Annotated in this window: 20 protein-coding genes and 1 pseudogene; 12 read left to right on the top strand and 9 right to left on the bottom strand. The window is 67.6% G+C overall.

The features are described 5' to 3' along the window. Positions 1 to 30: 30 nt before the first annotated feature. The 3 genes from VHL31_RS13585 to VHL31_RS13575 all read right to left on the bottom strand — a co-directional run bounded on the left by VHL31_RS13585 (position 31) and on the right by VHL31_RS13575 (position 4,803). On the bottom strand, positions 31 to 1,473 hold the full coding sequence (locus VHL31_RS13585; protein WP_329661760.1) for a deoxyribodipyrimidine photo-lyase: 1,443 nt from the start codon (positions 1,471 to 1,473) through the stop codon (positions 31 to 33). Next, entirely contained in the window at positions 1,470 to 2,201 is a 732-nt protein-coding gene (pdeM, locus tag VHL31_RS13580) for a ligase-associated DNA damage response endonuclease PdeM (protein WP_329661759.1), read from the bottom strand. Before pdeM ends, VHL31_RS13585 begins: the two co-directional genes overlap by 4 nt. Before the next feature lie 121 nt (positions 2,202 to 2,322). Beyond that, complete coding sequence (locus VHL31_RS13575) at positions 2,323 to 4,803, bottom strand: ligase-associated DNA damage response DEXH box helicase (protein WP_414653730.1); 2,481 nt, start codon at positions 4,801 to 4,803, stop codon at positions 2,323 to 2,325. A 421-nt stretch (positions 4,804 to 5,224) separates the two neighbouring features. Here VHL31_RS13575 and VHL31_RS13570 point away from each other — a divergent pair, with 421 nt between their 5' ends. The 4 genes from VHL31_RS13570 to purH all read left to right on the top strand — a co-directional run bounded on the left by VHL31_RS13570 (position 5,225) and on the right by purH (position 11,181). After that, entirely contained in the window at positions 5,225 to 6,544 is a 1,320-nt protein-coding gene (locus VHL31_RS13570; protein WP_329661757.1) for a hypothetical protein, read from the top strand. Positions 6,545 to 6,672: 128 nt separating this feature from the next. Then, positions 6,673 to 8,247: a lysine--tRNA ligase gene (locus tag VHL31_RS13565; RefSeq protein ID WP_329661756.1), complete on the top strand. Its 1,575-nt coding sequence runs from the start codon at positions 6,673 to 6,675 to the stop codon at positions 8,245 to 8,247. Next, on the top strand, positions 8,240 to 9,610 hold the full coding sequence (locus tag VHL31_RS13560) for an RsmB/NOP family class I SAM-dependent RNA methyltransferase (protein WP_329661755.1): 1,371 nt from the start codon (positions 8,240 to 8,242) through the stop codon (positions 9,608 to 9,610). Before VHL31_RS13565 ends, VHL31_RS13560 begins: the two co-directional genes overlap by 8 nt. Before the next feature lie 17 nt (positions 9,611 to 9,627). Further along, positions 9,628 to 11,181, top strand: a complete 1,554-nt coding sequence (gene purH / locus VHL31_RS13555) for a bifunctional phosphoribosylaminoimidazolecarboxamide formyltransferase/IMP cyclohydrolase (RefSeq protein ID WP_329661754.1) — start codon at positions 9,628 to 9,630, stop codon at positions 11,179 to 11,181. On the opposite strand, the gene VHL31_RS13550 is transcribed toward purH, so the two are convergent. Beyond that, complete coding sequence (locus VHL31_RS13550; RefSeq protein ID WP_329661753.1) at positions 11,150 to 12,436, bottom strand: MFS transporter; 1,287 nt, start codon at positions 12,434 to 12,436, stop codon at positions 11,150 to 11,152. The two genes, purH and VHL31_RS13550, sit on opposite strands and share 32 nt — an antisense overlap. 74 nt (positions 12,437 to 12,510) lie before the next feature. Here VHL31_RS13550 and VHL31_RS13545 point away from each other — a divergent pair, with 74 nt between their 5' ends. The 7 genes from VHL31_RS13545 to VHL31_RS13515 are packed head-to-tail and all read left to right on the top strand — an operon-like array spanning position 12,511 to position 18,239. Continuing rightward, positions 12,511 to 13,068 (top strand): thioredoxin family protein, encoded by a 558-nt coding sequence (locus VHL31_RS13545; RefSeq protein WP_329661752.1) that lies wholly within the window; start codon positions 12,511 to 12,513, stop codon positions 13,066 to 13,068. Between the two features lie 5 nt (positions 13,069 to 13,073). Further along, positions 13,074 to 14,567: a UbiD family decarboxylase gene (locus tag VHL31_RS13540; protein WP_329661751.1), complete on the top strand. Its 1,494-nt coding sequence runs from the start codon at positions 13,074 to 13,076 to the stop codon at positions 14,565 to 14,567. Positions 14,568 to 14,569: 2 nt separating this feature from the next. Continuing rightward, positions 14,570 to 15,355, top strand: coding sequence for a 3'(2'),5'-bisphosphate nucleotidase CysQ (locus tag VHL31_RS13535; protein ID WP_329661750.1), 786 nt, complete (start codon positions 14,570 to 14,572; stop codon positions 15,353 to 15,355). A 43-nt stretch (positions 15,356 to 15,398) separates the two neighbouring features. Beyond that, complete coding sequence (locus VHL31_RS13530; RefSeq protein ID WP_329661749.1) at positions 15,399 to 16,472, top strand: malate/lactate/ureidoglycolate dehydrogenase; 1,074 nt, start codon at positions 15,399 to 15,401, stop codon at positions 16,470 to 16,472. A 6-nt stretch (positions 16,473 to 16,478) separates the two neighbouring features. Further along, positions 16,479 to 17,588: an NAD(P)/FAD-dependent oxidoreductase gene (locus VHL31_RS13525; RefSeq protein WP_329661748.1), complete on the top strand. Its 1,110-nt coding sequence runs from the start codon at positions 16,479 to 16,481 to the stop codon at positions 17,586 to 17,588. Next, positions 17,585 to 18,064 (top strand): methylated-DNA--[protein]-cysteine S-methyltransferase, encoded by a 480-nt coding sequence (locus VHL31_RS13520; protein ID WP_329661747.1) that lies wholly within the window; start codon positions 17,585 to 17,587, stop codon positions 18,062 to 18,064. The genes VHL31_RS13525 and VHL31_RS13520 overlap by 4 nt, the downstream gene beginning before the upstream one ends. A gap of 16 nt (positions 18,065 to 18,080) precedes the next feature. Continuing rightward, positions 18,081 to 18,239: a hypothetical protein gene (locus VHL31_RS13515; RefSeq protein WP_329661746.1), complete on the top strand. Its 159-nt coding sequence runs from the start codon at positions 18,081 to 18,083 to the stop codon at positions 18,237 to 18,239. 44 nt (positions 18,240 to 18,283) lie between these two features. Here the strand turns inward: VHL31_RS13515 and VHL31_RS13510 are convergent, their stop codons facing one another. The 3 genes from VHL31_RS13510 to VHL31_RS13500 all read right to left on the bottom strand — a co-directional run bounded on the left by VHL31_RS13510 (position 18,284) and on the right by VHL31_RS13500 (position 22,855). Then, a complete protein-coding gene (locus tag VHL31_RS13510) occupies positions 18,284 to 19,702 on the bottom strand; it encodes a sodium:alanine symporter family protein (RefSeq protein ID WP_329661745.1) in 1,419 nt (472 codons plus the stop codon). Positions 19,703 to 19,877: 175 nt separating this feature from the next. After that, on the bottom strand, positions 19,878 to 20,669 hold the full coding sequence (locus tag VHL31_RS13505; protein ID WP_329661744.1) for an inositol monophosphatase: 792 nt from the start codon (positions 20,667 to 20,669) through the stop codon (positions 19,878 to 19,880). After that, the gene (locus tag VHL31_RS13500) at positions 20,666 to 22,855 is read right to left on the bottom strand and encodes an ATP-dependent RecD-like DNA helicase (RefSeq protein WP_329661743.1); all 2,190 of its coding nucleotides are present in this window, start codon (positions 22,853 to 22,855) and stop codon (positions 20,666 to 20,668) included. The genes VHL31_RS13505 and VHL31_RS13500 overlap by 4 nt, the downstream gene beginning before the upstream one ends. Positions 22,856 to 22,954: 99 nt before the next feature. On the opposite strand from VHL31_RS13500, the gene ugpQ reads away from it, so the two are divergent. Next, a complete protein-coding gene (ugpQ, locus tag VHL31_RS13495; protein WP_329661742.1) occupies positions 22,955 to 23,746 on the top strand; it encodes a glycerophosphodiester phosphodiesterase in 792 nt (263 codons plus the stop codon). A 12-nt stretch (positions 23,747 to 23,758) separates the two neighbouring features. Here ugpQ and lexA read toward each other — a convergent pair whose 3' ends face one another. Both lexA and VHL31_RS13485 read right to left on the bottom strand, forming a co-directional pair. After that, the gene (gene lexA / locus VHL31_RS13490) at positions 23,759 to 24,466 is read right to left on the bottom strand and encodes a transcriptional repressor LexA (protein ID WP_349262439.1); all 708 of its coding nucleotides are present in this window, start codon (positions 24,464 to 24,466) and stop codon (positions 23,759 to 23,761) included. Positions 24,467 to 24,631: 165 nt separating this feature from the next. Next, positions 24,632 to 25,033: pseudogene (locus tag VHL31_RS13485) on the bottom strand (molybdopterin molybdenumtransferase MoeA); the annotation flags it as partial.

The following is a 25,033-nucleotide window of genomic DNA, read 5'->3' as shown; positions in this document are numbered from 1 at the left end:
CCAGGAACTAGGATCACGGAAGCGTCATCGTCAGGCGGCAGCGCGCATCGCCCGGAACGCCCGAAGGGCCCGATCGCGCGCCAGGCCATGGTCCACGACCGGCCGGGGATAGGTCTTGCCCAGCGTCACACCGGCCTCGTGCAGCACCTGCTCGGGCGCCTCGAACGGGGCGTGCAGATGGCGGTCGGGCAGCTCGGCCAGTTCGGGCACCCAGCGGCGCACATAGGCGCCGTCGGGATCGAACTTCCGGCCCTGCAGCACGGGGCTGAACACCCGGAAGAACGGGGTGGCGTCGATCCCGCACCCGGCCAGCCATTGCCAGCCCATCGCGTTGTTCGCCGGATCGGCGTCCACCAGCGTGTCGTCGAACCAGGCAAGGCCCGCCTGCCAGGGCAGGAGGAGGTCCTTGACCAGGAAGGAGCCGGCGATCAGCCGCGCCCGGTTGTGCATCCAGCCGGTGTGCCAGAGCTCGCGCATCCCGGCGTCCACGATGGGATACCCGGTCCGCCCCGTCTGCCAGGCACGCAGCAGCCTCCCGCCCGGATCCTCGGCATGGACCAGCCTCCTAAATGCTGGCCGCAGCGGCTCGGTCGGCAGCTGCGGGAAATGGAAAAGATTGGCGTAGGCGAAGTCGCGCCAGACGATCTGGCGCAGATAAGGGAACAGCTGGTCGTGGCCGACCTGGCCGCTTTCCGCAGCGGCACGAGCGGCATGGACGACCTGCCGGGGCGAGATCTCGCCAAAGCGCAGATGCGCCGACATCCTGGACGTCCCGCGGGTTCCGGGCAGGTCGCGCCCGCGCCCATAGCCGGCGGCAGACTGCTCGACGAACAGGTCCAGCGCCGTGTGCGCGGCTGCCTCGCCGACCTCGTTCCCCCAGCGTTTCCGAAAGCCTTTGACCCAGTCCGGCCTGGTCGGCAGGAGCGCCCAGCTGGCCAGTTTGTCGCCAGCCTTAAGGCTATCAGGCGGTGGCGGCAGGCGGTCCGGGGCAGGGTGGGGTGCCGGTAGCTCGCCCTGCTTGAACCAGGCCTTCGCATAGGGAGTGTAGACCTTGTAGGGCTGGCCCTTGGGCTGGGTGACCTCGTGCGGCTCGCGGCCGAGCGAACCGTTGAACGTTGCGACCTCGACGCCCCTGCCTTCCAGATCTTCTGCCAGCGCCTGGTCGCGGGCACGGTCCTCGGGCCCGTAGGCGCGATTCCAGGCAACTCGCTGAATCCTGTGGCGCTCCACCAAGTCGCGCAGCACGGTCGCCGGATCACCGCGGCGGAGAACGAGGCGCTGCCCCTTCGCCTGAAGGTCCGCCTGCAGCCGGGTCAGGCTGTGATGCAGCCACCAGCGTTGCGCGCCACCCATCCGCTCGTCCAGCAGATGGACGCAGACCAGCCGGTCCGCCCCCTCCGCTGCCGCCAGCAGCGCCGGTTGGTCGAGGAGGCGCAGGTCCCAGCGGAACCAGCACAGCCCCGTGGCGCTCATTTGCCGGCTCCGCCCAGAACCGGCTGCCTGGCGCGCTGCCGCCCGGCCACATCCGCCACCAGCAGCCGGTGCGGCACCGGCCGGCAGCTGGCCTCGCCCAGCACGTAGGTCGTGAAGCCCTGGCCGAACAGGCCGGCAACGGCCTCGTCCAGCACGTTCAGCCCGCCCGTGAACGCGCCGAACGCCGGCAGGACCAGCCGGCTGCCGTCGGTCACGAAGCAGTCCAGGCGCGTGGTCCGCGGTCCCAGCCGCACCTTCGCGCAAGGATGGAGATGGCCGACGACCTCGCCGCCTCCAGCACCATCCTCCGGCTCGTGGCGGAGCATGACGCCGTCCAGCTCGACCGAGGGCATCCCCGTGCCACCCAGCCCTTGCGGCGGTTCGGGATCGTGGTTGCCGGTCACCCAGATCCACCGGCAGCCGGCGGTGAGGCCGCGCAGGCGGTCGGCCAGGCGGGAGGGCAGCTGGCCCGGCCCGTGCCGGTCGTGGAAGCCATCGCCCAGGCTGACCACCGTCTCTGGCCGCAGCCGATGGGTCACCTGTTCCAGGCGCTCGATCGTGGCCAGCGTATCGTGGGGCGGCAGCATGGCGCCCCGGCGCGCGAACGCGGCCCCCTTTTCGAGATGAAGGTCGGCCACGACCAAGACGCGCCGTTCCGGCCAGAACAGTACGCCGGCCGGGTCCAGCAGCAGGCGCTGCCCATGGAACAAGATCTCTGCCGGCCGCAACCACCCGCTCCGCCGTTGCCTCGGCCCGTTGCCAGTTCGTTCACGGCGCCGCGTGAAGCCACCCCTTAGAGCTTCCGGGCCGCGCCCGAAACTACGAATGCGCGGCGCAAAAGGGGCAGCGTCAGTCGGCTTCGAGCTTCCCGGTTGCCTCGCCGTCATCCTCGGCCATCGCCTCGTCGATCAGTTCCGTCGCATGCCGGTCGAGCAGCATGTCGATGCTGTCCTGCCCCACCCGCTCCCGGCCGATCTGCAGCATGACCGGCACGGCGAGCGGGCTCACCCGCGGCAGGCGGCGATGCAGGATCTTCTCCTGCACCTCGACCAGCATGTCGGCGAGGCGCCGGATGTCCGTGAGGCCGCCGGCCGCCTCGTTACGCGTGGCCCGCAGCAGCACGTGGCTCGGCTCGTACTTACGCAGGACGTCGTAGATCAGATCGGCGTTGAAGGTGACCTGCCGCCCGGTCTTCTCCTGGCCGGGGTGGCGGCGCTCGATCAGCCCTGCCACGACGGCGACGTTGCGGAAGGTCCGCTTGAGCATGGAGCTGTCGCCCATCCAGGCTTCCAGATCGTCGCCCAGCATGTCCACGTCGAACAGCGTGTCGACGTCCCGCACCTCCTCGCCGGACCAGATCGAGATCGCATAGTCCGACGCCACGAAGCCGAACGGTGCCAGGCCGGCGCGCGACATGCGACGCGTCACCAGCATGCCGAGCGTCTGGTGGGCATTTCTTCCGGCAAACCCGTAGGCCACCAGGAACCAGCGGCCGCGATAAGGGAAGGTCTCGACCAGCATGCCCTCCTCGGGCGGGAGGGAGGACCGGCGCAGCTGGTGCTCCAGCCATTCCTGGACAGGCTCGGGAAACCGGCTCCAGCTTTGCCGATCGCCCAGGAGCCGGCGGACGCGCTTGGCCAGGAAGGTGCTCACCGGGAACTTGGAGCCGCCATAGAGCGGGATCTCGGCCTTCGAGCTGTCCTTGGCGATCCGCGTCATCACCTCGTGCTCGCGAATCCCCAGGAACTCCAGCGTCTGGCCTGCGAACATGAAGCTGTCGCCGGGAGAGAGCGTCTGGATGAAGAATTCCTCGACCTCGCCCAGCGTGCGCCGCCCGAGCTTCACCCTGAGCACGGGTGCCTCGACGATCACGCCCACGTTCATCCGCCACTGCCGGGCAAAGCGCGGATCGGCCAGCTTCCAGCGCCCGTCCGGCAGCCGCTCGAGGCGCCGGTAGCGCTCGTACTCGCCCAGCGCGTAGCCGCCATTGGCGCAGAACTGCACGACGTCGTCGAAGTCCTTCCGGCTGAGGTCGTTGAACGGCTGCGCCCGGATTACCTCGGCATAGAGTTCGTCCGGACCGAACGGGCCGGAGCAGGCCACCCCCAGCACATGCTGGGCCAGCACGTCCAGGCCCGGCAGGAGGACGATCCCGGTATCGAGGTCACCGGCATGGACCGCTTCCTGGGCGGCCATGCACTCCAGGAACTCGAACCGGTTGGCCGGCACCAGCACGGCGCGCGACGGCTCGTCCATGCGGTGGTTGGAGCGGCCGATCCGCTGGACTAGGCGGGCGACCCCCTTGGGCGCGCCGATCTGGACGACCAGGTCGACATCGCCCCAGTCGATGCCGAGGTCGAGCGAACTTGTGCAGACCACCGCGCGCAGTTGCCCGGCGATCATCGCCGCCTCCACCCGCTTGCGCTGCTCCACCGACAAGGAGCCGTGATGGAGTGCGATCGGCAGCCCGTCCTCGTTCGCCCGCCAGAGATGGGCGAACAGCACCTCCGAGGCCGAGCGGGTGTTGACGAACAAAAGGCAGGTCCGCGCGGTCTTGATCAGCCGGTAGACCGCGTCGACCGCGAACAGCCCGAAATGGCCGGACCAGGGCACATAGGCGTCCGGCACCAGCATCGCGACGTCCGGGTCGGCACCGGGATCGCCCCTCACGATCACCGCCCGCTCAGGATCCGGCGACAGGAATCGCAGCAGGGCAGGCGGGTCGGCCACCGTGGCGGACAGGCCGCAGAAGCGGGCCTGCGGCGCCAGGCCACGCAGCCTGGCCAGGCACAGCGCCAGCATCTGGCCACGCTTGGTATCGGCCAGCGCGTGCAGTTCGTCGATGATGACGGCATCCAGATGGGCGAACCGCTCGGCGGCATCCGTCCACGAGAGCATCAGCGCCAGGGATTCGGGCGTCGTCAGCAGGATGTCGGGCGGGGTCCGCTTCTGGCGGGCCCGGCGGTTCTGCGGCGTGTCGCCGGTGCGGCTCTCCACCGTGACCGGCAGGCCCGCCTCCTCGACCGGACGCATCAGGTTGCGCTGCACGTCCGCGGTCAGCGCCTTGAGCGGCGAGACATAGAGCGTGTGGAGCCGCGCCACCGGGCGCGGCCCGCGCCCGGCCAGCGCGATCAGGCTCGGCAGGAACCCGCCCAGCGTCTTGCCGCCGCCGGTAGGCGCGATCAGCAGCGCGTCCTGCTGCCGCTCGGCGGCCTGGATCATCTCGACCTGGTGCCGGCGCAGCGTCCAGTTCCGCTGGGTGAACCAGCCTTCCAGGGCCGCCGGCAGGAGGCCGCCGGACGGCGTCCCGCCCTTCTCGGACGGTGGCACTACCGCTGCCGGCAGCACCGTGGGGTCGTTCGCCGGCTCGTGCCGGAGCAGGCGGTCGCGAGCCACCGGTAGCACGTCGGCGACGCGCTGCTTGCTCGGTCGGGGAACCCGCTGTCTCACCTGTTTCTCTCGCTTCAATTAAGTATGCGGATGGTTTAACAACCCTGGGTAGATCAACATCCGGGAGCTGGAAGGTGTCCGGTTTCTTCTACTTCCTAGCGGTGGCGAGCGCGCTGGTCGCGGGTGCCAGCGGCCTGCTGGCTGTCCCGGACCCGGCGCTGCGCCTGACTCTGGCACCTGGCCTCCTGACCTTCCTCCTGCTCCTGGGTGGCTCGACGCTGCTGGTACGCCGCGAGCGCCTGCTGGCCGGCGGCACCGCACCATGGATTCGCACAAACGAACCGAGCGCCGGCAAGGGCGAATGCCGGCCGACGCCCCGCCCGCACCGCCAGCGGCGGATGGCACGAACGAACCCGAGCCCGACCTGCCGCCGGTGGCAAGCGCAGCCGATCCCGCCGAGCGTGGCCCTGGCGTGCGGACCCTGCTCGGCCATGCAGCGGCAGCCGGTTTCGGTGCATGGCGGCGCAAGGACCGCAAGGTGGCGGTCCAACCGGCAGATGGCACGAACGAACCCGACCTCGTCCTCTCGCCTGTCGACCTCATCCCTCCCGACGAGATGTCGGCAGACGCGTCCGGCACCGCGCCCACTCCGGAGTTGCTCCCCGGCCTGGCGGCAGCCGGCGCCGACACGAACGAACCCGAGGCCAAGGTGCAATTTGGCGCGTTCACCCTGTTCCGCAGGAACCAGGCAGCGAATGAACGCAGGAACGAACCCGAGCCGCCGGTGGCCGCGTCCATCGGCCCGGCCCCGGACGGACCGGACATGCTGGACGGCGCTCCCGACCCTGCAATGGACGAGCTTCCTGAGCGGTCCCGGCAAACGGCACCGTCTCGCCCTGCCAGCGCGCCACATGCCGGGCTCGGGCTCACCATCAACCAGCCGTTCCGTCGCGACGTGATCGCGGACGAGGAAGCGGCCGGGCGGCAGGCCGTGGCGCGTGCCGTGCAGGAGGATGCACTGACGGTCGTCCGGGTGCCGGTGGTGAGCCTGCCGCAGCGCCGCCGCCGGATGGTCGCGATCCACCAGCAATGCCGTCACGACGGCGCTCTCTCCGACGCTCACCGGCTCCTGGGCAGCGAGGCGGACGAGCTGCGTGCGGCCCTTGATCTGGAAATGGTACGGGCAGCGGCCAGGAACGCGGAGCGTCCGGTGCCCGGTGCGGAGAACCTGCCGGTCGTAGCCAGATTGTCCACCGCGTCCTTTGCCGCCGAGGAGGCGCGCACGGCCCTTGCCACCCTGCTGGGGCGGCGCCCGCCGCAGGCCTGCGCCCTGCATCTGGTGCTGGACGCCTGGCCCACCGAACGCTTCGGCCTGGAGCTGGTCGCGATCCTGCGCAGGGCGCAGGTGGGCATCGGCCTGGAGCTGGCTGAGCGGCCTCATCTCTCGCCGGAAGCGGTCGCGGCGCGCAAGCTGAGCCTCGTGTGCCTTCCCGCCGACGAACTGCACCAGGCTTCGCTCGGCGCCTACGACAGCGACCTGATCCGCGACATCCGGGCCATGCAGCGCTGCGGCGTCGAGGTGGTCGTCACGGGAATCCGCAGCGAGAGAGCGCTGGTGGAGGTGCTGGACTTTCCGGTCCAACTTGGCACCGGCGACCTGTTCGGCCGGATCGGTGCCTGACGCATGAGGGGTTTGCGGCACGCAGGGTGTGACCTGGAGGCGGCAAGTCTGCTAGACGTCGCGCGCCAGCGGCCGGATGCCAAGTCCGGCCGCTGCTCGTCCGTTGCGTCAAATGGCAGGTCCATCCCATGCAGGAGCTCTATCAGTCGGCGAAAGCCTGGCCGTTCGTCGAGGCGCGCCGCCTTGTCGAGCGCATCGCCAAGCGTCCGCCGGCCAAAGGCTTCGTGCTGTTCGAGACCGGCTACGGTCCCTCCGGCCTGCCGCATATCGGCACCTTCGCCGAGGTGTTCCGCACGACCCTGATCCGCAATGCATTCAAGCTGTTGCGGCCGGATGTTCCGACGGAACTCTATGCCTTTTCCGACGACATGGACGGCCTGCGCAAGGTGCCGGACAACGTCCCGAACGGCGACATGGTCCGGGAATACCTTGGCAAGCCGCTTACCGCGATTCCCGACCCGTTCGGCACGCATGAGAGCTTCGGCCACCACATGAACGCCCGCCTGCGCGCGTTTTTGGACCGGTTCGGCTTCGCCTACAGCTTCCAGTCCGCAACCGACCACTACCGCGCCGGCCGCTTCGATCAGGCCCTGCTGCGGGCACTGGAAGTCCACGACCAGCTCGTGAAGATCGTCACGCCGATCTTGGGTGCCGAGCGCGCCGCCACCTACAGCCCCTTCCTCCCGATCTCCCCGAAGACCGGCAAGGTCCTGCAGGTGCGGATCGAGGAGCTGAAGCCGCAGGACGGCACGGTCGTGTTCCGCGACGAGGACGGCACGCTGACCGAGGTCCCGGTGACCGGCGGCCACTGCAAGCTGCAGTGGCGGGCCGACTGGGCGATGCGCTGGTATGCGCTCGATGTCGATTACGAGATGTCCGGCAAGGACCTGATCGATTCGGTGAAGCTGGGCTCGCAGATCTGCCGGGCCCTTGGCGGCCTGCCGCCGGAGAACCTCACCTACGAGCTGTTCTTGGACGAGCAGGGCCAGAAGATCAGCAAGTCCAAGGGCAATGGCCTGACCATCGACGAGTGGCTGCGCTACGCCACCCCGGAGAGCCTGCAGCTCTTCCTCTACCGCGACCCGAAGGCTGCCAAGCGCCTTTATTTCGACGTGATCCCCAAGCATGTCGACGAGTACCAGCAGCTGCTGGAGGCCTATCCCGGCCAGGACGACAAGGAGAAGCTCGGCAATCCGGTCTGGCACATCCATGCCGGCGACCCGATGGTGACGAAGCTCCCGCTCTCGTTTGCCATGCTGCTCAACCTCGCCAGCGTCGTGAACGCCGAGGAGCCGCAGGTGATCTGGGGCTATATCAGCCAGTACGCACCGGGCACGACCGCCGCCAGCGCGCCGCAGCTGGCCAAGCTGGTCGAGCATGCGGTGGCCTACCACCAGGACTTCGTGAAGCCCCAGAAGAAGTACCGCCAGCCGACCGAGCAGGAGCGCGCCGCCCTTCAGGAGCTGCACGACGTGCTCGCTTCCATGCCGGAAGGTGCCGAGGGCGAGACGATCCAGAACGAGGTCTACGCCATCGGCAAGAAGCACGGGTTCGAGCCGCTGCGCACCTGGTTCACCGCCCTCTACGAGGTCCTGCTCGGCCAGGCGCAGGGCCCGCGCTTTGGCAACTTCGCGGCCCTCTATGGTGTTGGAGCAACGCGCTCCCTGATCTCCCAATCGCTCGCAGGTCTGCCCCGTGGCTGAACGCCCCCACTACGTCGATCCCGCCCGCCGCAACGCCTGGACCAAACCGGACGACCGGACCACGGCCGGCCGTTCCCGCTCGGGCGGGCCGGACGCCCGGATGATGGCGCTCGACATCCTGGACGCCGTGCTCGGGCAGAGCTGGCGGACGATGGACGACGCGCTGGCCAGCCATCGCGGCCTCCAGCGCCTGGAGCCGCGCGATCGTGCGTTCGCTCGCGCGCTGGTGGCCACGGTCCTGCGCCACAAGGGGCAGATCGACGACGCGCTGGCCCGCTTCTGGCGCTTCCCGCCGCAGAAGGCCCGCGCCCTCAACCTGCTGCGCCTGGGTGCGGCCCAGCTCCTGTTCCTGGGCACGCCCGCCCATGCCGCCCTGTCCGCCACCGTGCAACTGGCCCACGGGCCGCTCGACCGCGAGCGCGGCATGATCAACGCCATCCTGCGCAAGGTCGCCGAGGAAGGCCCGGCCATCGTGGCCGAACAGGATGCCGCGAGGCTCAACAGCGCCGAGTGGATGTGGTTCGCCTGGGTCGATGCCTATGGCGAGCCTATGGCCAGGGCGATCGGCGAGGCGCACCAGGTCGAGCCACCGCTCGACCTGACGGCCCGCGACGATGCCGCCTCGCTGGCCGAGATCCTGGGCGGCCAGCCCATGCCGAACGGCACCGTCCGCCTGACGGCCGGCGGCCAGATCGACCGGCTGAAGGGCTTCAGCGAGGGGCGGTTCTGGGTGCAGGACCTGGCGGCGAGCCTGCCGGTCAGGCTGCTGGGCGACGTGCGCAAGCAGACGGTCGTAGACCTGTGCGCGGCACCGGGAGGCAAGACGGCCCAGCTCGCTGCCGGCCAGGGGATCGTCACTGCGGTGGAGCAGGACCCGAACCGGGCCGAGCGCTTGAAGCAGAACCTGCAGCGTTTGCGGCTGCAGGCCGAGGTCATCGTGTCGGATGCCGCCCTCCTGCCGCCCGGCCGCACCTGGTCGCGGGTCCTCCTGGACGCTCCCTGCACGGCCACCGGCACGATCCGCCGCCATCCGGACGTCATCTGGCACAAGCGCGCCTTCGACGTGACCCGCACCATGGACCTGCAGGCCCGCCTGTTCGACGGTGCAGCCCGCGTCGTCGAGCCCGGCGGCCTCCTGGTCTACGCCGTCTGCTCGCTGCAGCCCGAGGAAGGGCCGGTCCAGCTGGAGCGCTTCCTCGCCAGGCACCCCGAGTTCGAGCGCGTGCCGGTCACCGCCGACGAGATGCCGGGCCTTGAGATGTGCATCAGCGCCGAGGGCAACCTGCGCACCCTGCCATGCCACCTGATCGAGCAGGGCGGCATGGATGGCTTCTTCGCCGCCCGCTTGCGCCGAACCAGCTAACCCTCGGGAATCCTTCGATGGACATCGTGCCGATCCGCACCGCCCTCTTGTCCGTGAGCGACAAGACCGGTTTGGTGGAGTTCGCCACCGCCCTGGCCAATGCCGGCGTCCGCCTGCTCTCGACCGGCGGAACCGCTCGGACGCTACGTGAGGCCGGGCTTGCCGTGACCGATGTCGCCGAGGTGACCGGCCATCCGGAGATCCTGGACGGCCGGGTGAAGACGCTCCACCCCAAGATCCATGGCGGCCTGCTGGGATTGCGCGAGGACGACGAGCACCGCCGCCAGATGGCAGCGCACGGCATCCAGCCGATCGACCTTCTGGTCGTGAACCTCTACCCGTTCGAGGCCACAGTCGCCTCGGGCGCCGGCTACGCGGAGTGCATCGAGAACATCGACATCGGCGGTCCTGCCATGGTGCGCGCCGCTGCGAAGAACCATGAAGCCGTGGCGGTGGTGACCGATCCGGCCCAGTATGAGCGCGTGGCCGGCGAACTGGCGGTTCATCGGGGCACCAGCCTCGCGACCCGCCGGCAGCTGGCGCTGCAAGCCTATGCCAGCACGGGGGCTTATGACGCCGCGATCTCTGCCTGGCTGGCTGGGCAAATTGAGGCCGAGACCTTCCTGCCGAGCCTTCCGCTCGGCGGCCGGTTGAAGCAGACCCTGCGCTACGGCGAGAACCCTCACCAGAAGGCGGCCTTCTACGTCTCGGATCTGCGCGTGCCGGGTGTGGGTTCCGCGGAGCAGGTCCAGGGCAAGGAACTCGGCTACAACAACATCGCCGACACCGATGCCGCCCTGGCCTGCGTCGCTGAGTTCGGCGAGCCAGCCTGCGTAATCGTCAAGCACGCGAACCCTTGTGGCGCAGCGCTCGGCACCGATCCGCTCGACGCCTACCGCAAGGCCCTGGCTTCCGATCCCACCAGCGCGTTTGGCGGCATCGTCGCGTTCAACCGCCCCATTGACGCCGCCACGGCGGAAGCCGTGACCGGCATCTTCACCGAGGTCGTGATCGCACCCGGTGCCGACGAGGCGGCCAGAGAGATCTTTGCCCGCAAGAAGAACCTGCGCCTGCTCTTGACCGCGGGCTTGCCGGCCCCGGACCGGCCCCGCCGCAGCTTCCGCTCCGTGGATGGCGGCTTCCTGATCCAGGAGGAGGACATCAGTCCGATCGCGGCGGCCAGGCTCACCTCGGTCACCGCCCGCGCGCCCGGCGAGCAGGAACGGGCCGATCTCTTGTTCGCCTTCGCTATCGCCAAGCACGTGAAGTCGAACGCGATCGTCCTGGCCAGGAACGGCGCCACCGTCGGGATCGGCGGGGGTCAGACGTCCCGCGTGGATGCCGCCAGGATCGCCGTGGAGCGGGCCAAGGCCGGCGGCGGTGCCGAGGGGACAGTGGTTGCCTCCGACGCCTTCTTCCCGTTCCCCGATGCCCTGATGATCGCGGTCGAGGCCGGTGCTACGGCCGCCATCCACCCGGGCGGCTCGGTCAAGGATCAGGAAGTCGTGGCGGCAGCCGATCAGGCCGGGATCGCCATGGTCACGACGGGGGTCCGACACTTCCGGCACTAGCCGGCAACCGCCAGAAGATCGACATCGCCAGAAGCCAGAACAGGAGGATCGGCGCCATGCCGATCCGCTGGCTGCCGCTGACTGTAGTCACGATCGCCACCAGCATCGGCCCCAGGAATGAGGTCGCCCGGCCCGTCAGTGCCAGTACGCCGAACATTTCCGCCCGCCGGTCGGGCGGTGCCAGCCGCGCCATCAGGGAGCGGATGGCACTCTGCACCGGCCCCACGAACAGGCCGAGCGCTCCGCCGATGACCTCGAAGGCCAGACGGTTGGGCGCCAACAGCGTCGCCAGCCCGCAGACGAGCAGCCCGCTCAGGCCGATCAGGATGGTCGTCCTGGCGCCCAGCCGGTCGTCCACCTTGGCGAACATCCACGCACCGATCCCGGCCGTCAGGTTCAGGAGGATCCCGAACCGTAGCACTTCGGCAAGGCTCATCCCGAACGTGCCGGCCGCATAGATCCCGCCCAGGGCGAACAGTGTGCCGAGGCCGTCGGCCGATAGCATGGCGGCCAGGAGGAAGAGGGCGAGGATCCTGTCGCGCAGCACGTCGCGGAGCGTTGTTCGAAGGTTGCGGATGCTCGTGCCGATGATCCGGCGGTTCGGCAGTACAATCCCCGGGCGGTCGCACACGACCAGGAACAGCGGCAGCGAGAAGGTGACCAGCCATAGAGCCACCAGCGGTCCCACGATCCGGACCTGCTCCATGCTGCTCTTGTCAAGCCCGAACAGGGGCACCTCTGGCTGCAGGAACACGACCAGTGCCACCACGAGGCAGACGAGCCCGCCAATATAGCCCAGGCCCCAGCCAAAGCCGGACCAGCGGCCGAGGCTATCCCTGGGCGCCAGGTCGGCCAGGATCGCGTTGTTGAAGACGCTGCCAAGCTCGCTGCCAACATTCGCGATCGCCACGACCACCAGGGCGAACAGCAGAAGCGAGGGCTCCGGCAGGATGAACCAGATGGCGGCGGTGCCGGCGGCCTGCAGCATGACGCAAAGGAAGAGCCAGGGCTTGCGTGGGCCGCCCACGTCGGTGATGGCACCCAGAATGATGCCCAGGACGGCGGCCACCAGCGACGAGGCGCTCATCGCCCAGCCCCAGGCCGCCTGGCCCTCAACCTCCGACGCCGCCACCGCCTTCGCCACATAGGTCGCGACCACGAAGGTCACGACGATCGCCGCGAAGGGCGAGGTCGCCCAGTCGAACAGAGCCCAGGCCCAAAGCTCACGCGTCCGCGGTGCTGCCGCCCGTGTCATTTCGTATCCCGTTGCCCTGGCCGGTGGGTGGCATCCATATCAGGCTCCAGCCGACCACGCAGTGGAGCAACGCCATGCCATCCTTGACTACCCCACCCGGCGAACTCGGCTTCGCCGCGCCTCCCTTTACCCTGCGCGACGTGGACGGCAGGGCCAAGAGCTTGGCAGAACTCGCCGGCCAGAATGGCACGCTGGTCGCCTTCATCTGCAATCACTGCCCCTACGTGAAGGCGATCGTCGACCGCATGGTCCGGGATGCGGGCGACCTCGCCAAGATCGGGATCTCGACGGTCGCGATCTGCTCCAACGACGGCAAGCGCTACCCGGACGATGACTTTCCGAGCATGCAGCGTTTTGCCAAGGAGCACGGCTTCACCTTTCCCTACCTTCACGACGAGTCGCAGGAGGTGGCTCGTGCCTATGGTGCGGTATGTACGCCGGACTTCTTCGGCTTCGACGGCAAGCTGGCGCTGCGCTACCGCGGGCGTCTCGACAGTTCGGGCAGGCAGGCAGGTGCTCCCGACGCGAAGCGGGAACTGTACCTCGCCATGAAGCAGGTGGCGGAAACCGGCGAGGCGCTAGCCGAGCAGATCCCGTCCATGGGCTGCTCGATCAAGTGGCGGGAGGACTGATCGGCTTGGCCTTCGAAAGCCTTCGCGACTTCATCGCTCATCTGGAAAGGCAGGGCAGGCTGGTGCGGGTAAAGACACCTGTCTCCACCGTCCTGGAGATGACCGAGATCCAGACCCGTCTGCTCGCTGAGGGCGGGCCGGCCGTGCTGTTCGAGAACGTGGTGGACCACTCGATGCCGGTCTTGGTCAACCTGTTCGGCACGGTCGAGCGGGTGGCCTGGGGGATGGGCAAGCAGCCGGATGAACTGGTCGAGCTCGGCAGGATGCTCGCCTTCTTCAAGCAGCCGGAGCCGCCCAAGGGCATCCGCGAGGCGCTGCAGATGATGCCGCTGGCCAAGGCCGCCTTGTCGATGCGGCCGAAGACCACCAGCCGGGCGCCCTGCCAGGAGGTGGTACTCCAGGGCGACCGGATCGACCTTGGCCGCCTGCCGGTCCAGACTTGCTGGCCCGGCGAGCCGGCGCCGCTGATCACCTGGCCGCTCGTGGTGACCAAGGGCCCGTCGGACACGCGCGAGGACGCGTTCAACCTCGGTATCTACCGTATGCAGGTGACGGGACCGCGGACGACGATCATGCGCTGGCTCAAGCATCGCGGCGGCGCCCAACACCATCGCCGCTGGAAGCAGTCCAAGCGCGAGCCGCTGCCAGCCGCCGCGGTGATCGGAGCAGATCCAGGCGTCATCCTGGCAGCGGTGACGCCGGTGCCGGACACGATGTCCGAGTACCAGTTCGCGGGTCTCCTGCGCGGCTCGCGCGTCGAACTCGTCGACTGCGTGAGCGTGCCCCTGAAGGTGCCGGCCCAGGCCGAGATCGTGATCGAGGGTCATGTTTCGCTCGACGAGCAGGCCGACGAGGGGCCCTATGGCGACCATACCGGCTACTACAACTCGGTCGAGCAGTTCCCGGTGTTCCATGTCAGCGCCATCACCATGCGGCGCGATCCCATTTACCTGTCGACCTTTACCGGCCGTCCGCCGGACGAGCCGTCCGTGCTGGGCGAGGCGCTGAACGACGTATTCCTGCCGCTCTTCCAGCTCCAGTTCCCGGAGGTCGTCGACTTCTGGCTCCCACCCGAAGGCTGCTCGTACCGGGTTGCGGTCGTGTCGATCCGCAAGTCCTATCCTGGCCATGCGAAGCGGATCATGATGGGTGTTTGGTCCTACTTGCGCCAGTTCATGTACACGAAGTTCGTGATCGTGGTCGGCGAGGACATCAACGCCCGGGACTGGAAGGACGTGATCTGGGCGATCTCTACCAAGTGCGATCCGTCGCGTGACCTAACCGTGCTGGGGCATACGCCGATCGATTATCTGGATTTCGCGTCGCCGGAATCGGGCCTGGGCGGCAAGCTCGGCATCGACGCGACCGACAAGCTGCCGCCCGAGACCAAGCGCGAGTGGGGCCAGGAAATCCGCATGGATGCGGACGTGGTGGACGAGGTGACGCGCAAATGGGCGAGCTACGGCCTGCCGGGCAGTGGCAAGCCGATATGGAAATGACCGTGAACCTGACGGAGATCCGCGAGCGTGCCCTGGCGATCATGCCGGAAGCCTCGGCCATCGCCATGCACCATTTCCGTCTGGCGGCCGGTGGCTGGGAGAAAGGACCCGGCCAGATCGTCACGGAGGCCGACATCACGATCGACCGGCTGCTCCGCTCCCACCTGCAGCGGCCTGGCGAGGCTTGGCTGTCGGAAGAGACGGCCGATGACGGCTCGCGGCTGGCCTTGCCGACCTGCTGGGTAGTCGACCCGATCGACGGCACCCGATCGTTCGCGGAGGGAACGCCCGAATTCTCGATCTGCATCGGCTACATGATCCGGAACCGGCCTGTGTTCGGCCTCGTCGTCAACCCGGCCTCGGGTGAGACGTTCGAGGCGACGCTGGGGCAGGGCGCTCGCCTGAATGGAGGGCTGCTTGCGCCGCTGGGTGACGTCGACGTGGAGAAACCGCGGATCGCTGCCAGCCGTGGCGAGGTAAAGAAGCGTCCACTGGCCTGGCTCGCCCCCGAGGCGACCTGGACCATGCTGGGCTCGCTGGCGCTCAAGCTAGTCTTCGTAGCCGCCCGCCGGTTCGACGCCTACGTTACCCTGCGCCGGACCAACGACTGGGACATCGCAGCGGCCGACATCATCCTGCAGGAGGCCGGGATCGAGATGGTGAACCCGTCGGGGGAGCGGATCCGCTACGACAACGAGCGGCCGTCGCATCAGGGCCTGATCGCGGCACCTCGGCTCTTGCGCCAGAGGCTGGTCGAGCGCATCGCGGGAACGTTTCCGGCCCGCTGACTGCCGTGCTAGGCAGCGTCCGACAGGCGCAGGGAGTGTCATCTTGCCCAATATCGCCGCCGAACGGCTGCATCGACTGGCATCGACGATTGTCAGGGCCGCTGGTTCCAACGAAGACGAAGCCAAGGCCGTGGCGGACCATCTGGTGGTTGCCAACCTAACTGGTCACGACAGCCACGGCGTCGGCATGCTGCCGGACTATGTGAAGAACTCCCGGATCAAGGTCCTTGTCCCGAACCAGACGCTGAAGGTCGTGCGGGATGTCGGCGCGGTGCTGGTGCTCGATGCAGGCCGCGGCTACGGTCAGACCATGGCGCGGGACGCCATGAAGCTGGGCGCGGAGCGTGCCCGCCAGCTGGGTTGTGCGGTGGTGGGCCTGCGCAATTCCAGCCATGTCGGCCGTATCGGCTTTTGGGCGGAACAGTGTGCCGCCGAAGGTCTGATGTCGCTCCATTTCGTCAACGTCGCCGACCACGATCCGTTGCAGGCGCCGTTTGGCTGCTCCAGCGCCCGGCTCGGCACCAACCCTTTCTGCATCGGCATTCCGGGCGCGGACGGCAAGCCGATGCTGCTCCTGGACATGGCGACCTCGGCGATCGCCTTCGGCAAGGCACGGGTCGCGCGCAACAAGGGTCTTCCGGTGCCGGTCGGCGTGCTGATCGATGCAGATGGCACGCCCACCACGGATCCCACCACCTATGTCGATACCCGCAAGGGGGCGCTCCTGTCGTTCGGCCTGCACAAAGGCAGCGGCCTCGCGATCTTCTGCGAGATTCTGGGTGGTGCCATGATCGGCGGCCAGACGATCGCACCGCACCACGAGCGGTTGGACGGCATCGTCAACTCGATGTTCTCGCTGATCGTCGATCCTGCCGTGTTCGGCGACCTCGATACCATGCGTCAGGAGGTGCAGGCGGTGATCGACTGGATCAAAGCGTCGCCGCCGGCACCGGGCTTCGAGGCTGTGCTGATGCCGGGCGAGCCGGAAAGCCATGCGCGCGCGCAACGTAGCCGCGACGGCATCCCGATTGATCCCAAGTCGCTCGGCGACATCATCGCGGCCGGTGTCTCGGTCGGGCTTACCGAGGCGGAACTTCGCCAGATCGTCGAAGGCTGAGGCATCATGGAAAGGGTGGATGCCGTCGTCATCGGTGCCGGAGTGGTGGGGCTGGCCGTGGCACGGCGCCTGGCCCTGGCGGGTCGCGAGGTGCTCGTCCTGGAGAAGGCCGATGCCATCGGAACCGAGACCAGCTCACGCAACAGCGAGGTCATCCACGCAGGCATCTATTATCCGACCGGCAGCCTGAAGGCCCAGACCTGCGTCGAGGGCAAGGAGTTCCTCTACCGCTACTGCGACGAACGCGGGGTGCCGTATCGCCGTTGCGGCAAGCTGATCGTGGCGACCAACGAGGTCGAGGAAGCCAAGCTCAAGGACCTCCAGCTCAAGGCCGCTGCCAACGGCGTCGAGCTCGAATGGCGAACGGGCGAGGAGGCGATGTCCCAGGAGCCCGAGCTGTTCGCCACCGCAGCCCTGTGGTCGCCGACCACGGGCATCATCGACAGTCACTCGCTGATGTTGGCTTACCAGGGCGACGCCGAGAACGAGGGCGCCATGCTCTGCTTTGAGACACCGGTCGTCGGCCTGCAAGCGGGAGAAAGCGGCATCGTCGTCGAGACCGGCGGCGCTGAACCGATGACGCTGGAGGCGTCGATCGTGGTCAACGCCGCCGGCCTGGACGCGCCCGCCCTTACCAGGGTCACCAGGGGGCTGCCTGAAGCACGGCAGCGCACCGGCTACCTCTGCAAGGGCAACTACTACGTTCTGGCCGCCAAGGCGCCGTTCTCGACCCTGATCTACCCCATGCCCGAAAAGGCTGGACTGGGCGTCCACATCACGCTCGACCTGGGCGGCCGCGCCCGCTTTGGTCCCGACACAGAATGGATCGAGAGCCTGGACTACCAGGTGGACCCAAGCCGCGCCGAGGTCTTCTACGACGCCATCCGTCGCTATTGGCCGGGCCTTCCGGACGGCTCGCTGGAGCCGGGCTATGCGGGGATCCGCCCAAAGCTGTCGCCCGCCGGATCGGTCGCCGAGGATTTCGAGATCCAGGGTCCCGCGGAGCATGGGATCTCTGGCTTGGTCAACCTGCTGGGCATCGAAAGCCCAGGCCTTACCGCAAGCCCAGCCATTGCCGATCGGGTCGCCCTGGCGCTCGGGATCAACAGCCCATGATGCAGATGAAGACCATCGTGACGCCGATCGGCCCGATCCGCCTGATCGGCGACGGCGACGTGCTGGTCGGGCTCTATACAGGCGAGGAGCAGGGGATCACGGCTGAGCCAGCGGAGACGCCGCTCCTGAGCGCGACCGCGGAGCAGGTCGACGCCTTCTTCATCGGTCGCCTCCAGGATTTCGACCTGCCGATGCGCCTGGACGGCACGCCGTTCCAGCGCCGGGTCTGGGACACGCTCCTGACGATCCCCTACGGCCAGACCATCTCCTACAAGCAGTTGGCCGATCAGGTCGGCAGCATAGCCGGCTTTCGCGCGGTCGGTGCCGCCAACGGCCGCAACCCGATCTCCATCATCGTCCCCTGCCACCGCGTGATCGCCCATGACGGCAAACTGGGTGGTTATGGCGGAGGCCTCCCGCGCAAGCGCTGGCTGCTGGACCATGAGGCGGCCCATGCCGGGATGCGGCTGATCTGACGAGGAAGGACGAGCGATGAGCACGCAAACCCGCAACCGCATGATCATCCTGGCCGTCGTGGTGATTGCGGTTCTGATCGGCCTTGTCTGGCCCTACGCGTTGGACAACACCAAACGGATCAGGGATGCGGAGAAGGCGGCCGAACAAGGCACGGAGATGCCGGCGGATCGATAACAGGGTGCAGGCACCTTGCAATGGGCATAGCCCTCCAGATGCCCCTAGCGTTGCCGCCAGATATCCGCGTCGATCCGTCCAGCCAGTTCCGGCATGTCACCAGCGAGGAAGATCGGATGCAGCCCGGCTTTGCGCTGGGCGATGAAGTGGCGGGCGAGTCGCACCACGAGGCCCGACAGAAGGAGGATGGCGATCAGGTTGATCGTGGCCATCAGTCCCATGGAGGCATCGGCCGCGTTGAAGACCGTGGCCACGCTTTCATAGGCGCCCCAGACGACCATCAGCAGGACGGCCAGGCGCAGGATGAGAAGGCCCGTGCGGCTGCCCATGCCAAGAAACGTCATGGCGTTCTCCGCATAGGCGTAGTTGCCGATGATCGACGTGAACGCGAAGAAGAAGATGGCAACGGCGATGAAATAGTGGCCGGCGCCACCGATATGCGCGCTGACCGCTTCCTGCGTCAGCTGGGTACCGGTCAGGCCGGAGCCGGGCACGAGCGTTTCCGACAGGAGGATCAGCAGCGCAGTGGCCGTGCAGATCACGATTGTGTCGATGAACACCCCCAGCGCCTGCACGAAGCCCTGGCTGACGGGATGGTGCGGGTCCGGGGTGGCCACGGCTGCGATGTTGGGTGCACTGCCCATGCCCGCCTCATTGGAGAACAGACCCCTTCGGACGCCGTTCATCATGGCGGCGGCCATCCCGCCTGTTACGCCGCCGACTGCCTCCTCAAGCCCGAAGGCGCTGCGCACGATCAGCAGCAGCATGCCCGGCACGTCCACGATATTGATGATCAGCACGTACAGCGCGACCAGCACGTAGCCCAGCGCCATGAACGGCACGATGATCTCGGCTGAGCGGGCGATGGTCTGAATGCCGCCGAAGATGATCACGGCCGCGAGGGCGGCGACGACCACACCCGTCGCCAGCTTGGGCAGGCCGAAAGCGCCCTCCATCGCATCCGCGATGGAATTGGCCTGCACGGCGTTGAAGATCAGCCCGAAGGACAGGATCAAGCAGACGGAGAAGATGGCTCCCGCCCAAGGTGCGTTCAGGCCCTTGGCGATATAGAAGGCGGGTCCGCCACGATAGCGGCCCTCGCCGTCGCGGATCTTGTAGACCTGCGCCAGCGTGCTCTCGGAGAAGGCGGTGGCCATGCCCACGGCTGCCACCATCCACATCCAGAAGATCGCACCGGGACCCCCGAGATAGAGTGCCACCGCCACGCCGGCGATGTTGCCGGTGCCGACCCGGGATGCAAGGCTGGTGCACAGAGCCTGGAACGGCGTGATACCCGATTTGTCCGCCACCTTGGCGCCCAGAACGGAGCGGAACATCTCAGGGAAATGAACGATCTGGATGAATGCCAGCCGGATCGTGAAGTAGATTCCGACAGCCAGCAGGCCGTAGACGAGGACATACCCCCAGAAGATCTCGTTCAGGAGATCGATCACGGCGTCCATCTAGCCCTCCGCTGGCTGGCAGTGGAGCCCGATCGATTCTAGCGAGCGGATTCCGCCTGAAAGCCCCTACCAAGGGCGTAACGGGGCAACGACGCGATCGTTCTGGCCCGTCCTCAACAAACTCAGGATGTGGTTTCCGTGCCGATGAAAATGGCCCGGACGCGCGGAGGCCCAATTAGCCGTCGAGCGTGAGCCCGGTGATCTCCTCGATCACACCCCGGATACCCGGCGCGCAGGCGGCAGCCGGCGCCGGCTTGGTCAGTGGATGGCCGCCTGCAGTGAAGTCGGTGATGCAGCCGCCGGCTTCCTTCACGAGCAGCAGGCCCGGCACCACGTCCCACGCATTGGTTAGCATCGACACGCTGGCGTCAAAGCGGCCATCCGCGACATAGGCGAGCTTGAGCGCGGTGGAGCCGATCCGACGGTGGTCGATGCCCTTGCGGATGGCCGCAGCCAGCATGGTGGTGTAGACCTCCGGGTCGGTCTTGAAGTTGAACGAGAGCGCCATGATCGCCTCGTCTGCCTTGTCCGTGCCAGCACAGTGGATCGGCTTCTCGTTGCGCTTGGCACCCTTGCCGGCCTCGGCTGTCCAGAGTTCGTCACGGCAGGCGTCGTAGGTGAAGGAAAGGAGAGGGCGACCGTTCTCGACATAGGCAAGCAGGATCCCCCAGTAGGGGATCCCTTGCAGGTAGTTGGAGGTGCCGTCGATCGGGTCGATGATCCACAGGCGGTCGGTCCCGCCCGTCGAGCCGTACTCCTCGCCCAGGAACCCGTCCTCGGGGAACTGCGCGGAGATGACGTCGCGGATGATCGTCTCGGTTTCTCGGTCCGCGCGCGACACGAGGTCCTGGCGGCCCTTCTTCTCGATCACCAGCTCGTCGCGGCGGTTGAACAGGCCGAGCGCATGGGCGCCGCCCTTGCGGACAGCTTCGATGCCAGCTTGAAGGCGGCGCTCGGTCGAGCTCATGACGAGGGGTACTCCTGGAAGGCTTCTTCGATGCGCGCGATCAGGCCGGTCTGACGGTGTCGGGTGTCAGCGTTCTCGACGGCCCTGCCGATAGCCTCGGGCTCGCCCAGGAGGACCACCAGCCGCCGCGCTCGGGTCACGGCGGTGTAAAGCAGATCGCGCCGCAACATGCGACCATGCTCGCGTGACAGAAGCACGACGACCGCCGGATACTCGGACCCCTGAGCCTTGTGCACGGTGACGGCATAGGCCGGGGTGAGCGCTTCCAGGTCCGACCCTTCATAGGTCAGTAGCCGGTCGTCGAAGGCCGCCTGCAGAACGCTCCGTTCGCTGTCGACGCTGACGACCCGCCCGACATCGCCGTTCGACACCTCCCGCTCGTAGTCGTTCTCGATCTGCATGATCCGGTCGCCCACGGCGAACCGCTGCTCGCCCCGCTGCAGCACGCCTGCCGGTTCCGGGTTCAGGAGTGCCTGCAGGAAGCGGTTGAGCTCGATCGTCCCGACGGCGCCACGATTGGTAGGAACCAGGATCTGCACGTCCTCGACCGGGTCCATGTGAAATGCCCGCGGGATCCGCTCGATCAGTAACTGGCGAAGTTTCTGCCGGAACTCGTCCGGACCGCTGGCGCGGATGGCATAGAAGTCGCCCAGTCCCTCGCCGCGGCTGGTTTCCGGTGGCTGGCCGTTCACGATCCGATGGGCGTTCGCGACGATCTTGGACTCAGCAGCTTGCCGGAAGATCTCGACCAGCCGAACAACGGTGATGTAACCGCACTCGATCAGGTCGCCGAGGATCCGGCCCGGACCAACCGAGGGCAGCTGGTCGACGTCGCCCACCATCAGAAGGGCGGCATGGTCCGGCAGCGCATCGACCAAGGCTGCCATCAGTTCGGTGTCCACCATCGACGCTTCGTCGATCACGAACAGGTCGCCCTCCAGGGGACGGTCCGCATCGCGCCGGAATCCGTGGCCAGGCTCCGCTTCCAGCAGGCGATGGATCGTCGAGGCTTCGTGACCGGTGCTTTCCGACAGGCGCCGGGCGGCCCGGCCTGTAGGCGCTGCCAGCACGACCCGTCCGCCACAGCGTTCGACGGCCGCTAGGATGGCGCGCACGATGGTGGTCTTGCCGGTACCAGGCCCGCCCGTCACCACCATCAACCGGCTGACGAGTGCTGTCTGCACGGCCACGGCCTGCGAGCCCGCCAGATCGAGCTGCAGGTGCTTTGCGGCGCTGGCGACCACCGCCTCGGCATCTCCCGTACGCCAGGACGGAATGCCGTGCGCCAGTGCCGCCAGCCTTTCCGCGATCGCCTGCTCGGCCCGGTGCAACTCCTCCAGCGCCAGCACGTCGCCGCCATGCCTGACGACATGCCCGGCTTCCAGCGCACGGGCGATCCCCTGATCGGCCAAGTCTTCCGAGACATCGAGCAGAGCGATCAAGCGGCCGCGCAGGAACGCACGCCTTGCCTGGGTGTCACCCTGTCCCTGGGCAATTTCCTCCAGCACATGACGGAGTGCCGCCGCGACACGGTCAGGATCCTCGTGCGGCCGCCCCATCGCAAGGGCGAACCGATCAGCCGTCATGAAGCCGATGCCGTTGACGTCTCTTGCCAGCGACCAAGGGTTCGCCGCGAGTTGGCTGACGGTGCGAGGTCCGTAGGCTTTCAGGATCCGGGCCGCCTTCGCCCCGCCAAGGCCATGACTGTTCAGGAACAGGATCGCATCGCGCTCCCCTGCGAGCGACCGCCAGGTCTCGGCGATCCGCTCCGCCAGCATCGAGCCTACTCCCTCCACCGCGGCCAGTTCCTGCGGCCGCTGCTCGATGACGTCGGCCAGACGGTCGCCGAATACACGCACCAGCCGATGGGCGAGGACCGGTCCCAGGCCCTTGATCCGGCCGGATCCCAAAAATGTGATCATGCCTTCCCTGGTGGACGGTGCCGCGGCATGCACCACGGCCGCGCGGAAGCGACGCCCCCAGCTGGGATCGTCCTCGAAGGCGCCCAGCGCCTTGATCGCGTCACCCTCCTGGAGTGCCAGCCCCGTACCGACCAGAATGACGGTGTCGCCACCGTCCGTGGTCAGACGAAGGACGGTCCAGCCGGTCTCGGCATTGTGGAAGACGATGCGGTCGACGGTTCCCAGAAGTTCGCGCTGGGCCGCCACCGGTTCCGTTCCGCTCATGCCTGTCGGCTCACGTCCTCGGCGTTCTTGAAGGTTGCGCGCTGCGGCGCCTGCCCGCTACTTACCATCGTCGACGGACGTGCGTAGGAGATTCGGCAGATGACGGACGGACGATGGCCGGCCTGGAAGCCGGGACGCACGGCAGTGCCGTCGGTCCCGGTACCCTTCGTGGTAGGCCACCGGGGTTCGGCCGCCGACGCACCTGAGAACACGCTGGCGTCGATACGGCGGGCGGGCGAGCTGGGCTGCCGCATGGTCGAGTTCGACGTGAAGCTCACCCGCGACCGCGTTCCGTTCCTGATGCACGACTCGGCTCTGTCGCGGACAACGAACGGCCGAGGCTGGGCTGCCAAGCGCGACTGGTCGGAAATCCGCGGGCTGGATGCCGGGTCCTGGTTCGGGGCCGAGTTTGCCGGCGAGCATCCGCCATCCCTGGAGGAAGTGATCAGCCTGCTGGTCGAACTTGACCTCCAAGCAAATATCGAGATCAAGCCTTGCCCCGGCCGGGAGCTTGAGACTGCGGAGGTGATCTGTGGCGAACTGAAGCTTCACTGGCCCGAGTCCAAGGCGCCGCCGCTCCTCTCGTCATTCGCACGGCCGTCCCTGGACGCCGCCCGCAGGGTGGCGCCGTACTGCCCGCGCGGCCTCCTCGTCGAGCGGCTGCCGCGCGACTGGCGGGTGGCGATGGAACGACTGGAATGTGCGACACTGCACATGAGCCAGAAATATGCCGAGCCGGCGCGCCTGGCTGAACTCGCCGCTGACGGTGTGCCGGTCCTGGTCTACACGGTGAACGAGCCGGACCGTGCACGAGCGTTGAAGGCCGCGAACGTGGCGGCGGTCATCACCGACGCGCCCGGCCGCATTCAGGCGGCACTCGACGCCGGGTGACCGCACGCGGCTTCAGTAGCGTCGCATCAGGCCGACCAGGCGACCCTGAACCTTGACCTGATGGGGCCCAAAGATCCGGGTCTCGTAGGTCGGGTTGGCCGCCTCCAGCGCTATGGACGCACCACGCTTGCGCAGGCGCTTCAGCGTGACCTCGCGATCCTCGATCAGCGCCACGACGATGGCACCGCTTTCGGCCGTCTCGCAGCGCTGGATCACGACCAAGTCGCCATCGGCGATGCCTGCATCGACCATGGAGTCGCCCTTGACCTGCAGCACGTAGTGCTCGCCGTCACCGACCATGAACTGAGGCACGTCGATGGTCGTGGTCGTATCGGCGAGCGCCTCGATCGGGGTGCCGGCAGCGATCTTGCCATAGAGCGGCAGGTCAAACCCGTTCGATGCAGGCGGCGGTGGCTGCTGCCGGCTTGGAGCGGATGGCCGTTCCTCCCGCCGGAACTGGCCGCGCACGACATTGACTGGCGTCTGCGCTGGCGCAGCCGCTTCTTGGCTCGGATCGCGCACCAGTTCGATGGCACGTGCCCGATAGGCCAAGCGCTTGATGTAGCCGCGCTCCTCAAGCCCCGACACCAGGCGGTGGATCCCCGACTTCGACTGCAGCTTCAGCGCTTCACGCATCTCGTCATAAGACGGGTAGATGCCGTTCTTCTGGTGGTAGTCCTGGATGAACAGCACGAGCTGACGCTGGCGGCCGGTGAGCACAGGCGAGGACCTCGATGTGGTGCGGTCCGCCTGGGCAGCGGCCGTCATGCATGTTCTATGTACGTTCCAGAAAGGCGTCAACGGCGGGCGCACATTTCATGAACGGATCTGTCTCATTAATCGTCGGGGCGGCCGGTTGATCCAGACCATGGCATCCTGCAGAGACTATAGAGGAAAGCGGTCGAGGCCGCTGAGGACTTCGGCCAGCAGCATTACCTCGACCAGCTCGCCATTGGCGGCCGGCGGTGCTTGGGGCGGGCGGATGACCAAGGCGTCGGCACTGGCCATCGTCGCGAACATGGAGCTGTCCTGACGGCTGGTGGCGCGCACCCCAAGCCGCCCATCCGGCATAGCTTCGAGGCGCGCCCGAAGATAGTCCTGCCGGCGGTCATTCTGCCCGAGCCCACCTGCCAGCGGCAGCGACCTGACAGGCAGGAGCGGATCCATGGCAAGCATCGTCCGCAGTGCTGCGCGCAGGAACAGAATGGCGCAGACAGCGGAACTGACCGGGTTGCCGGGAAAACCAATCATCGTAGTCCGACCAAGCTGCCCTACCATCAAGGGCTT

It is taken from the genome of Geminicoccus sp. (assembly GCF_036263595.1).
GTDB lineage: Bacteria > Pseudomonadota > Alphaproteobacteria > Geminicoccales > Geminicoccaceae > Geminicoccus.
The sequence above is the reverse complement of the archived record's forward strand: the minus strand, read 5'-3'. Positions and strand labels throughout refer to the sequence as shown.